The sequence below is a fragment of the Enterococcus sp. ZQ21 genome (assembly GCF_030053755.1).
Taxonomy (GTDB): Bacteria; Bacillota; Bacilli; order Lactobacillales; family Enterococcaceae; genus Enterococcus_B; species Enterococcus_B lactis.
Genome location: NZ_CP125658.1, coordinates 455,276 through 467,500, shown reverse-complemented (window position 1 = coordinate 467,500; position 12,225 = coordinate 455,276). Strand labels below are relative to the sequence as shown.

The 12,225-nt window shown below is 38.0% G+C and carries 9 protein-coding genes, 1 rRNA gene and 1 pseudogene (1 of these 11 running past the window's edge); 4 read left to right on the top strand and 7 right to left on the bottom strand.

The window, feature by feature from the left end:
* The 4 genes and pseudogenes from QK255_RS02230 to QK255_RS02215 all read right to left on the bottom strand — a co-directional run.
* Nucleotides 1-1,528: ribosomal RNA gene (locus QK255_RS02230) — 16S ribosomal RNA — on the bottom strand; it reaches 33 nt to the left of the window's first position.
* Nucleotides 1,529-2,202: 674 nt separating this feature from the next.
* Nucleotides 2,203-2,560 (bottom strand): annotated as a pseudogene (locus tag QK255_RS02225) (Spx/MgsR family RNA polymerase-binding regulatory protein).
* Between the two features lie 13 nt (nt 2,561-2,573).
* Nucleotides 2,574-2,984 carry a Spx/MgsR family RNA polymerase-binding regulatory protein gene (locus QK255_RS02220; RefSeq protein WP_002286258.1) on the bottom strand — a complete coding sequence of 137 codons (411 nt, stop codon included), beginning with the start codon at nt 2,982-2,984 and terminating at the stop codon, nt 2,574-2,576.
* Nucleotides 2,985-3,333: 349 nt separating this feature from the next.
* On the bottom strand, nt 3,334-5,520 hold the full coding sequence (locus QK255_RS02215; RefSeq protein WP_002336062.1) for an ATP-dependent helicase: 2,187 nt from the start codon (nt 5,518-5,520) through the stop codon (nt 3,334-3,336).
* 219 nt (nt 5,521-5,739) lie between these two features.
* Between QK255_RS02215 and QK255_RS02210 the strand changes: the two genes are divergently transcribed.
* Nucleotides 5,740-6,423, top strand: coding sequence for a YoaK family protein (locus QK255_RS02210; RefSeq protein WP_002293268.1), 684 nt, complete (start codon nt 5,740-5,742; stop codon nt 6,421-6,423).
* Between the two features lie 79 nt (nt 6,424-6,502).
* Here QK255_RS02210 and QK255_RS02205 read toward each other — a convergent pair whose 3' ends face one another.
* On the bottom strand, nt 6,503-7,222 hold the full coding sequence (locus tag QK255_RS02205) for a deoxynucleoside kinase (protein ID WP_016853096.1): 720 nt from the start codon (nt 7,220-7,222) through the stop codon (nt 6,503-6,505).
* A 184-nt stretch (nt 7,223-7,406) separates the two neighbouring features.
* Complete coding sequence (locus tag QK255_RS02200; protein ID WP_002293266.1) at nt 7,407-7,613, bottom strand: hypothetical protein; 207 nt, start codon at nt 7,611-7,613, stop codon at nt 7,407-7,409.
* A 246-nt stretch (nt 7,614-7,859) separates the two neighbouring features.
* Here QK255_RS02200 and QK255_RS02195 point away from each other — a divergent pair, with 246 nt between their 5' ends.
* The 3 genes from QK255_RS02195 to QK255_RS02185 all read left to right on the top strand — a co-directional run bounded on the left by QK255_RS02195 (nt 7,860) and on the right by QK255_RS02185 (nt 10,624).
* A complete protein-coding gene (locus tag QK255_RS02195; protein ID WP_002293263.1) occupies nt 7,860-8,462 on the top strand; it encodes an accessory gene regulator B family protein in 603 nt (200 codons plus the stop codon).
* A 140-nt stretch (nt 8,463-8,602) separates the two neighbouring features.
* Nucleotides 8,603-9,883: a sensor histidine kinase gene (locus QK255_RS02190; protein ID WP_002293259.1), complete on the top strand. Its 1,281-nt coding sequence runs from the start codon at nt 8,603-8,605 to the stop codon at nt 9,881-9,883.
* 12 nt (nt 9,884-9,895) lie between these two features.
* Nucleotides 9,896-10,624 carry a LytR/AlgR family response regulator transcription factor gene (locus tag QK255_RS02185; RefSeq protein ID WP_002293258.1) on the top strand — a complete coding sequence of 243 codons (729 nt, stop codon included), beginning with the start codon at nt 9,896-9,898 and terminating at the stop codon, nt 10,622-10,624.
* A 67-nt stretch (nt 10,625-10,691) separates the two neighbouring features.
* Here the strand turns inward: QK255_RS02185 and QK255_RS02180 are convergent, their stop codons facing one another.
* Nucleotides 10,692-12,215 carry a zinc ABC transporter substrate-binding protein AdcA gene (locus QK255_RS02180; protein WP_002293257.1) on the bottom strand — a complete coding sequence of 508 codons (1,524 nt, stop codon included), beginning with the start codon at nt 12,213-12,215 and terminating at the stop codon, nt 10,692-10,694.
* Nucleotides 12,216-12,225 lie beyond the last annotated feature (10 nt).

Here is a 12,225-nt window from a genome sequence, read left to right as displayed (position 1 = left end):
GCTACCTTGTTACGACTTCACCCCAATCATCTATCCCACCTTAGGCGGCTGGCTCCAAAAAGGTTACCTCACCGACTTCGGGTGTTACAAACTCTCGTGGTGTGACGGGCGGTGTGTACAAGGCCCGGGAACGTATTCACCGCGGCGTGCTGATCCGCGATTACTAGCGATTCCGGCTTCATGCAGGCGAGTTGCAGCCTGCAATCCGAACTGAGAGAAGCTTTAAGAGATTAGCTTAGCCTCGCGACTTCGCAACTCGTTGTACTTCCCATTGTAGCACGTGTGTAGCCCAGGTCATAAGGGGCATGATGATTTGACGTCATCCCCACCTTCCTCCGGTTTGTCACCGGCAGTCTTGCTAGAGTGCCCAACTGAATGATGGCAACTAACAATAAGGGTTGCGCTCGTTGCGGGACTTAACCCAACATCTCACGACACGAGCTGACGACAACCATGCACCACCTGTCACTTTGCCCCCGAAGGGGAAGCTCTATCTCTAGAGTGGTCAAAGGATGTCAAGACCTGGTAAGGTTCTTCGCGTTGCTTCGAATTAAACCACATGCTCCACCGCTTGTGCGGGCCCCCGTCAATTCCTTTGAGTTTCAACCTTGCGGTCGTACTCCCCAGGCGGAGTGCTTAATGCGTTAGCTGCAGCACTGAAGGGCGGAAACCCTCCAACACTTAGCACTCATCGTTTACGGCGTGGACTACCAGGGTATCTAATCCTGTTTGCTCCCCACGCTTTCGAGCCTCAGCGTCAGTTACAGACCAGAGAGCCGCCTTCGCCACTGGTGTTCCTCCATATATCTACGCATTTCACCGCTACACATGGAATTCCACTCTCCTCTTCTGCACTCAAGTCTCCCAGTTTCCAATGACCCTCCCCGGTTGAGCCGGGGGCTTTCACATCAGACTTAAGAAACCGCCTGCGCTCGCTTTACGCCCAATAAATCCGGACAACGCTTGCCACCTACGTATTACCGCGGCTGCTGGCACGTAGTTAGCCGTGGCTTTCTGGTTAGATACCGTCAAGGGATGAACAGTTACTCTCATCCTTGTTCTTCTCTAACAACAGAGTTTTACGATCCGAAAACCTTCTTCACTCACGCGGCGTTGCTCGGTCAGACTTTCGTCCATTGCCGAAGATTCCCTACTGCTGCCTCCCGTAGGAGTTTGGGCCGTGTCTCAGTCCCAATGTGGCCGATCACCCTCTCAGGTCGGCTATGCATCGTGGCCTTGGTGAGCCGTTACCTCACCAACTAGCTAATGCACCGCGGGTCCATCCATCAGTGACACCCGAAAGCGCCTTTCAAATCAAAACCATGCGGTTTCGATTGTTATACGGTATTAGCACCTGTTTCCAAGTGTTATCCCCTTCTGATGGGCAGGTTACCCACGTGTTACTCACCCGTTCGCCACTCCTCTTTTTCCGGTGGAGCAAGCTCCGGTGGAAAAAGAAGCGTACGACTTGCATGTATTAGGCACGCCGCCAGCGTTCGTCCTGAGCCAGGATCAAACTCTCATAAAAAGTTCGAACAATCTTGCGATTGTTAAGCTCAATTTGTTTGCTAGCATATTGCTTGCTTGTTAAAAATGTTTGTTGTCTTGAATTGAATCAAGACGCCCTACACATTTGGTTTGTCTTACTTTGTTCAGTTTTCAAAGGTCTACTTCATCGGAAGTGTTTTTCCGATTTATTTTTGGCTGCCGTAGCAACTTTTATATCATATCAGAGCGACAAGTGATTGTCAACTCTTTTTTAAAAGTTTTTTCGATTTCGTTTTTTCGAAATCTTTCAACAACTCATTTATCATAACTTGTTGTTTGTTATTTGTCAAGAACTTTTTTTGAAGTTTTTTTCGATAGAATCAAGCTTCGTAAGCTGTTCTTTTTTAACGACTCAGTTATCTTATCATGTCATCATCAACATGTCAATAACTATTTTTCAAGTTTTTTTAATGCTGCTTTATTTGCGTATTACTTAAAACAACAAAAATGAATATATCATGTAAATTTACACATGTCAATATATTTCTCAGCCTATTTTCCCTCGTACATTTGAATTTTGACCAAATAAATCGAGCATATCTTTTATAGTAGAAAAATAAAGACAAAAAAAAGAACACATAACACACTTGATGTTAAGTGTTCGACTGTTCCAACTGTACGAAGCGCTCAGAAATTGATTAAAATAGGTAAAGACTATTTATTTAGGATAAGTTGCTCCATCAACTGCTCATTGTATCCAATAAATAGAACTTCATCGATAATGATCAACGGACGTCTAAGGAGTTTTGTATGTTGTGTACATAAAGAAATCAGTTGTTTTTTTACCTACAGAGGAAAGGTCTATCGCAATGTTATGGAAAGCCTCAGACCAAGTCGCAAATAGCTGTTCTGCTTGCACTTCTTCAAAACTGCATAATTCTTCTGCTTCTTCTGTACTTAGATCGCGTTCTTCTAAGTCAACAAATTGATAAGGCAATTGATGGTATTCTAACCATTGTTTCGCCTTCAGACTGGTTACACAGTGCGCCGATCCATAGACTTTCACTTCCACGAAGACTCCCTCCCTATGAATTTAAGATGTTATTGTTTTGTAAATAGATTAGGTTTCTAGCAACACACCGAATTTCACGAGGGACAAATGACCGGATTTCATCTTCATTGAATCCGATTAGTATTCTTTTTTCATCAATCAAAATAGGTCGTCTCAATAATGAAGGATATTCTTTGAATAGGACGATCATTTGCTTTAAAGTTAATTCGTTAAAATCTATTCCCAACTTCTCGTAAATTTTCGACCGAGTGGAAATAATATCTTGAACTCCTCCTTCAGTCGCTGCTAAGATCTTTTTGATCTCACTTTCTGTTAACGGTTCGGCAAAAATATTCTTCTCTTCAAATTCAAGTTGATTTGCTTGCAACCATGCTCTTGCTTTTCTACAGGAAGTACAGCTAGGCGAAGTATATACTTTTATCATTTTCTCACTCCTTTTTAATTATAATCCAATTCTACAGCAATTTCTTTTAAAATACCAATTATTAGCTAATAAAAAATAAAAAAAGTCGAAAAAAAATCGATTATTTGCGTTTAAATAATGAGAATTATTCTATTTATTCCCTATTTTAATAATAGTATTCTCATTTTTAAAAAATAAATAAGGGAGGTGTGACAAAAATCTTGTCACACCTCCCTTTTCCGAATAAACGGTGTTCCAGAAGTAGCTTCTTCGAAAATAAGCCGAAATTTTACAAAAATTTGAGAAGCAATTTCCGTAAATTCCTTCTTATTTCTTGAAGCTGACCACTCCTGTCACAACCTCTTTTCCATCACTTTCCTTTTTTCATACGACTACCGGTTTCTTTGACAAATCTCGATACTTTCAATTTTCTTGTATTTTTCATTTGAGGTACACATAGATACAGACGATTTCTTGCTCTAGTCATCGCAACATAAAATAGTCTTCGTTCTTCTTCTATCGTCGTCGCTGGTTCTGCTTTTATTTCATTAGAGTCAATGACTTTCTTTTCTGTTGCTCCGTTATAAGGCAAACTTCCTTCGTTACAGCCAATTAAAAAGACATTTCTGTAACTAAGACCTTTACTTTTATGAATGCTCTGGATACATAGCGCATCAAGTTTTCCTTGTCTGTAAGCAATCAAGCGGGTTTTTAATTCTTTAGCTGTTGCTTGGATTTCTTGCGATAAGGTTTGGATACTTCTAAAAGTAGCATGTTGCTTTACTTCTTCTCGTATCCATTCTTGATCACTCTGATCGATTTCCTTAGCTATACGTGGCAGATGAAGATAGCTTTGTACAAGCGAATAGATTTCTTGATGCTGGTCTGTTTTACGCAACGCTTCCTCAAACTGGCGGATTTCTGCAGATTTGGATTTTAAATTAGGTCTTACCGACAAAATATAATCCGTAATGGCTATATTTTGATATTTAGGAGAAAAGTATTGATCACATTCATTTTTTTTCAGATAGCAGTCTACCATCAGCTGCCGCAACAACTGCTGATAGGCCTGATTTTTCTTTTGCGGATTCTGTGCTGTTTGCCAATGAACGATTTTTTGATAGAACTGTTGGAAAAACTTGATGCCAAAGATACCTTCATATGGACTATCTGCTTCCAGTACAAAAGGAATATTCGTTTTCAGCAGAGATTGGACAAGTTGCTGTGTTTGCGAAGCCGATCGGTATAATATGATCGATTCCTTATATTTCCCATTTTTTTGAATAAATGACTGAATTTGACTTATCAGCCACTGGCTTTCTGCTTTTGTATCTGAGAACAAATAAGCCTCCATAATGCCCGCTTCTTTTTGTGCTGGAATCATCGCCTTTGGTATCCGATCATTTTTGTTATAGCTGATCAATCTATTCGCTCCTTGGACAATAGCTGCCCGAGAGCGGTAATTAGTTAATAAGAAAAGAGTTTTAGTAGGATATTCTTTTTCAAAGTTCTTGATATATGCTGGCTCTGATCCTCTGAATCCATAGATACTTTGGTCATCATCTCCAACAACGATTAACTTGATCCCGTTTTCCTTTGTCATCCGCTTCACGATTTCCCATTGAAGTGGATTAGTATCCTGAAATTCATCAATAAATAGATAATCATATTTCTGTCCAATATAGCGCTGAATCTCGTCATTCTCCAAAGCGCTTTTCAAATTTTGGAGTACATCATTGAACTCTAACAATTGCTGCCTTCTTTTTTGTTCTTGGAGTTCTGTGAGCAATCCATACAGTCGTTCTGATATCGGTTGTCTTGTATTCTTATCAATGGAATCATATTTTTCTTTAACTAACTGGATCATTTCTTCTATTGATAGGTTCATATTCTGCCAATAGTCTAAGCGAGAAGCAATCGTTTTTTCTCCATATTGATCAAAAAGATAAAGATTATATTTACGTATCAGCTGTTGCAAAACAGCATTTACTTTTTGCGCAGTATCTTTTGAAAAGTCTCCTTGTATCCCTTGCATTGCCACATCAGGGAATTTTCGACAAATCTCATTGTATATCCTGAAAAAGATACTGTGGAATGTTCCGATATGGACAGCAGTTTTCCTTTGGCTGAAATTATCTACTCGTTTTTTTAGTTCATTTGCAGCATTCCGTGTAAAAGTAATCATCAGTATGCGTTCTTCGTCTACTTGTTTTTGTGTCATCAGGTACACAGCTTTTGCACAGATTGTTTGCGTCTTGCCGCTCCCAGCTCCCGCTATGATTCGAAGATGTTTCTGCATATCGTATGTGATAGCTGCTTTTTGTTCTTGATTGAAGCGATTATAAGAACGTTTCTCCATCATTTTAAAGAAAGAGTTGTTTTCTTTGCTTTCTTTTTCCTGCATTTCTTCCTCAATAAGTCCAGGGGCTTCTCCATAAGCCGCTTCATAGGTAGCAATGATTTCTTCTTGTAGCCGAAAGACTTGTTGAAGCTTTTTATATTTGTTCTCCCAACGATTCAGTTCTTTTTGTAATCGGAGAATTTCTTTTTCATCCAACTGATTGATTTCCTTCCCATCTTTCTTCTTTGAAGTTGTTTCTTCCAATTTGATTATTTAAAATCTCGTTGTCTATTTTTTCTTTATACTAACAGACCTTTCTAAAAATGAAAATGGGGAGCGAGATGATTTTAGTTTTCTGAAAATTTTTCCTTTTTTTCAATCGTTTATGCTAAGATAAGGAAGACAAAATTATATTCATAAAAGGTGATGAAAAAAATGCAGACTTCCTTTCACGAAGGGCGTACAATAGGTCTTTTGCTGACATTTATCGGAGGAGCAATGGACAGTTATACTTATATCCAGTATGGTGCTTTTGCCTCTGCTCAAACTGGCAATATCATCCTATCGATCATCCAAGCTTTTGACGGAGAGTGGCTAAGCGTTGGCAAAAAAGTATTGTCTACCCTTTTCTTTTTCTTAGGGATTCTTCTAACAAAGTATTTGATTGATTATTTTAGAAAAAAAGAAAAACATTTCTGGCGCTTATTTGTTCTATATTATGAAGCGGTGATTTTTTTCTTTGTCAGTTTGACACCTGTCCATGAACATCCCGCATTAGTAACGATTTTAATTGCTTTTACGGCCTCGATCCAGTGGGTGGCTTTTGATAAAATCAACGGGCGTGCCTACACCAATTTATTCACAACAGGAAATTTAAAAGGGGTAGCAACAAATTTATATGATTATTGTATTTCTAAAGAAAAAGCAGATTTTGATCGATTTTTCCACTATTTAACTGTCGTTCTTGCCTTTATCGCAGGGGCTATTGTCCTTGTATTCTGTCATCATTTGTTTGGCGCCTATTCGATTTTGGTCGTTTCTATTTTATTCTTGATCATGGCCCTCACTCAGACATTTCAGTTATGGCAGTTTTATCATACGAACCGTTTCACCTTTTGATTCCCCTGAATCAAAAAAACTAAGCAGGATGCTGTTCACAAAGAAATTTTGTGAGTGAGCAATTTGCTTAGTTTTTTTATTATTTAGTTGTAAAGATACCCTTTGCTTTCGGGTTATTTGTAGTGTAGCGGATCGACTGGCCATCTGCCTCTTCTGTCATTTTCTTTGCCCGCATCTTGATTTCTTGTACGATTTGTTCTCCACATGCTGGATCGGCTACGAAATCGTATTTGTCCCCATCGATTACTATTTTGGGACATATATCAAACTGTTCATACCATTCTTCATAACGTCGATTGAGTTCTTTATAGTAGGAATAGAGTTCAGGATCTTGCTCTAGCTGTTCATATTCCCGACCTCTTTTTTTGATTCTTGCTAACATAGTTTCAAAGGATACACGAATATAAACCAGTAGATCCGGTTTCTTTTGCGGCGAAATTTCTTCTAATTCCTTCAGCATCGTCTCTAAAAGACCCTCATACTGCTTTACTTCTACTTCAGAAACACGCCCTAAATCGGCATTCAGATGAAACAACATACTATCTTCGTAGATGGAGCGGTCTAGTACATTGTCATCATGGCTGAAAGCATCTTTAATCGCCAAAAAACGTTTGTTCAAAAAAAATATCTGCAATAAAAAAGTATACTTTTCCGGATTAGAATAAAACAGTGGCAATACTTCATTATCCTCCACGTTCTCATAAAAAGGTTTTGTTTCTAAATCTTGGGCAAGCATTTCAGTCAGTGTGCTTTTCCCTGCACCGATCGTTCCTGCAACAATAATCACAATTATCGGCATCCTTCCTGTAATAAAATCTGTTCTTCATTTTACTACTTCATTTATAGAAATAAAAGCCTTGACTTTATCTGCTCCTTAAAGGCTGCTTCGCCAATAGTAGCTAGAAGTCACGCCTATTCATGAAAATAAAAGAGTAGAATGGATGAACTTCTACTCTTTTATGCTCTCAACATTTTATCTGTTTTTATTCTTCTATTGTACTTGATTTGCGTACGACTAACTGCCAGTGCAGATTATGAGCGGTATCATTGTCTTCTGCTGCGCAATTCATGACACGTATCATCACGCTATTTTCATAGATTTTTTCTATTTTTCCTTTTATTGGTGATTCAAATAAATCAGATTTAAATGCATATGTTTCGCCGACTTCAAACAATTGTTCATTTTCCATAAGAATCCCTCCATCACCTTTTCTAAGGTCAGTAAATTTTTAACATAAAATACTCGAAAAAACACAAACTTGTCATAAAATGTACTTTTCGTATCAAAACTGTCACCTTTTTTGGAAAGGATTTAAAAAAATGAAGATTTTTTTTAAGGAAATCATGACGGTTTTGATGTCAAAACCACTTTTTATGAAACAAAACACGTTTTTTATTTTTTTTAGCATAGAATTTGTGGTGGAGGTACGTATGAGATGAAAGATAAAGTTGTGAACAAATTATTAGAAACCTTATTCAGCGGAGACAAATCGGAAGAAGATATGGTGTATGTCCAAGTAAAATTTGCCTTAGAAGTTTTATTGAACAACCTTGGAAAACTAGCGGTCGTTCTAGTGTTTTCTCTGGTGACGGGCTCATGGGCGGAAACAGGAATCACCTTTCTTTCCTATATCTGCATCCGCAGATATGCTTATGGATTGCATTCCGACTCTGAATTCGTTTGTCTGCTGTGGACACTGCTTTATTTATGGGGCGTTCCTTTGGTGATGAAACATCTGCAATTGACTATCTCCTTCCCAATGATGGTCTTTTTGTTAATCAGCTGCTTTTTGTTACTGCTTCGCTATGGATCAAGAGGTACAGCCATCAATCCCATTGAACCCGAGAAACGTCCACCATTATTAAAGAAGGCGATCAGCATGTTTCTAATTTTTTCTCTCATCACTTTATTTTTCTCAGCTTCTTACTTTTCTACCTATTTGCTACTTGGGATTGTTTTAGAAATAGCTACGTTGCTCCCTATTACAAACTACTTGATGAATTTTGGAGGAATCTTTCATGAAAAAAACAATCATTAAACAATTAACTAACTTATCTGACTTTTTTGTATCTGGCTGCTGCTTTGGTATGAGTTCTGAATTCAAAATCCCTGAAAAATTAAAAAAATAATACGCTAATTGTGCTATAATTTGGTAAAAATCAATGGGAGCTGTACTTTATGTTTTTATGGTCCATAGCGTTGCAATATTTGATTTACACAATTTGTATCTTATTGATTGACCATCATATCCGATACAATTATCTGTTTGCAGGATTCACTCTGATTTCTTGCATTTTGATTGGATGGGTCTACTCAGTTTTAGGGATTTTTACTGCTCTAATTGCTATAGGAATGCTGATGCTTACTTTTTTCTTCTTTTCGACTTCGCGTCAACAATTAGTTTACGCGCTTCCTTTTGGATTATTGACGTCGCTTTTAGGAGATCATTTAACAAGCATCGGCGATTTTTTTGTTTTGAAATCTGCGGTTGTTGAACCAGGAGATTCCTTGCAGTATTTTCACATTGCCTTATCCGCTCTTTTATCTGCTTTATTAGCTTTTTGTTTTAAAAAATCGTTAGAGACTTGGTTTCACACAGTGGACCGCCGTATGATCGGTACGATTGGGACGTTGATATTATTTACATACTATATCATTATTTTTTATACCCGTTTTTCTGGTGAAACACCTGATGTCTTAGCTTTGAATACTAGTTTTTTTATTCTCTATCTGTGTGTCGGCTTGATCATCTTGGTTTATTATTGGAAAATCTCTAATAAGAAGTTAGCTGATCAGTTGTTAGAGCAACAAGTCAGGATGCAGCAGGATTATATCAAAGATCTGGAAAAAAACTATCAAGACTTGAGAGAATTCAAACATGATTACCAAAATCTGCTCTTTTCTCTTCACAGCTATATTGCAGAAGGCGACTTGGAAGGATTACGGTCGTACTACGATCAAACGATATTGCCTACACGCCAGATGATGAACCTTTTCCCGGCCAATCTAAGTATGTTGGATAATATGAAAGTTCCTGAAATACGCAGTTTGCTGTCATTAAAACTTATGATGGCACAGGAAAAAGGATTGATCGTCCAGCTTCATTTTCCTAAGCCAATCGAGTTGGATACGAAACATACGGTAAACCTTGTACGTATGCTTGGTATTATCTTGGACAATGCGATTGAAGGAGCTAGTGCTGCAAAGAAGAAAAAGATCGAATTGACAATCATCAAGAAAAATCATTCCGTGATGATTCGTGTAATCAATACAACAACCAATACATTACCGTTAAACCAGTTGAAACAAAAAGGTTTCTCAACAAAAACAAATCCAAAAAACGAAGGACTTGGCTTGTTTATCTTGGATGAATTGACAAAGACAAACCCTTATCTTTTCCTTGAAACATCAATTGAAAACCAACGTTTTTCTCAAACGATTTATATACAAATAAAATAAAGGAGTAATGATATGATTCCCATTTATATTTGTGAAGACGATCCAAAACAATTGGAAGTTTTATCAACGGTGATCAAAAACAGGATCATGATTGAAAACTTAGACAGTTATGTTCATATTTCTACCTCTGATCCGGAAGAACTTCTCAATGCGGCCAAGATCAGAACTTCTTCTTTTGGTATTTACTTTTTAGATATTGAATTAGAAGACAGTGAAATGGATGGCGTAGCGATTGGTAAATTGATCCGTGAATTAGATCCTTTAGGAAAAATCATCTACGTGACTTCTCATACGGAAATGTCGATGAAAATCTTAAAAAGCAACATTGAGCCGACTGACTATATTGTGAAAGAAGACCTTTATGATTTAAAAGAAAATGTCGAGCAGATCCTGAGCAAAATTTTTGAAGATTTTCAAATGTCCCAGATCCAAAAAGATATCTTCAAAATAGAGTTCAATGATGAGATCAAATTTTTACCGATCAAAGAAATCCAATATTTTTCTACTTCGTTAGGCGCACCACATAAATTGGAAGTTCATTTGACTCATGCTCAATTGCAATTCTACGAGAAGATCAAAGAAATCGAGAAAATGCATCGGAATTTTATTCGTTGCCATAAATCTTATGTTATCAACACACAAAACGTGCGGTCGATTAATAAAAAAACCAGAGAAGTCACGTTGGCAAACGGTGAGACTATCCCTGTCTCTATCCGTGGATTAAAAAAGTTAATTTCATAAAAAGAACCGAATAGTTTGGACCGACTAAATAATCAGCCGATCCAAACCCTTCGGTTCTTTTTGTCTCTCAGTGCAAAAGCATTTCCTGTGCAATTTCACGGCCATCCATTGTGTCTGGATAAAATGTTGGCCAATTTTCCATTTCTTTTAGCAATGCTTCTTGACTTTCATTTCCTGCATATAAATGAAAATGTTCGGAGTCAGCCGGTGCAATCGTGTGATCACTGAATTGAATATATCTAAACGCGCCACTTTCCTTATCTTCTGCTTCGAATAGATACCTTACACCACGGTTTCCTGCCTCGTAGGTCAAGATTTCTTTCCCTACATAACGATAATTTGAACGTTTCGTTGTTCCATCCTTAAACGTAAATGCCATCTCTTTCTCACCGATCTTGATTGAAGCAATATCTGTTTGATAGCCCTTCGTATAGTATTCTTTATATTCTTGTGCTGTTTTATCCTGATTCAATTTTTCTTTATATTCAAAAACAGGATCAAATGTCCCATCTTCTACATACGTATCTACTGTCTGCCAAGTTCCTGACCAATCTGAAAGAGAGCGATCTTGTACATCCTCGTCTTCGAAATAACCGTTATAGACGCTCTTTTCTTTTTTGGGGGTCAAAGTATCTTCTAACGGGTTTTCTGTCTCTGTCGTTTTTTTCAACGCTTCGAGGTTTGCTTCCATGATAGAAAGATAGTTTTCTCCATTTTCTATTTGTTCATTCGTCAACCCCTCCAAAGGATTCAATACTTCTAAAGATACACCTGCTTCGTTTGCTAACGTTCTAGCAATACTATCTTTGGCGTTTTCTTCAAAATAAATATAGTTGATCCCATGTTCTTTAACAAAGTGTTTCAGTTCAGCGATTCTCGCCGCAGAGGGTTCTTCACTAGAATAAAGACCAGCAATAGATACTTGATTCAATCCATATTCTAATGCCAGATAGTTGAATGCAGCATGTTGCGTGACAAAAGATCTTTGTTTTGCTTGCTTAAATGTTTCTTGATAAAGCTGATGGAGTGCTTGAAGTTTCTCGGTATAGGCTGCTGCATTTTTTGTCCATACTTCCTGTTTTTCTGGGTAGGCTTCAATCAGCTGATCACGTATGCTTGCTACCTGCTTGATTGCTAAACTTGGTGCTAACCATACATGCGGGTCTAACTCATGTGTATGACCTTCTTCCCCGTGTTCATGGTCATGATCATGTCCTTCTTCACTTCCCGGAAGTAAAAGCATACCTTCTGTCGCCTTTATCGTATGGACGTTGCCTTCTTGTAATGTTTTTTGGATTGCGGGGACCCATGTTTCCATGTTTTCATCATTATAAACAAAGATATCTGTATCTTGGATCTTTGCCATGTCTTTAGCAGAAGGTTCATAATCGTGGGAATCAGTCCCTGCTGGAATCAATAATTCTACTTCTCCTTCATCCCCGACGATTGCTTTTGTAAAATCATACATAGGATAAAAGGTCGTCATCACGCTCAATTTTTCTTTACTGTCCCCTGCTTCTCCACTTGCCCCGCAACCAGCTAACATACCTGTTAAAACCAGTGTAGCCAATATACCTATCAGTCGTTTCATTTATAACACT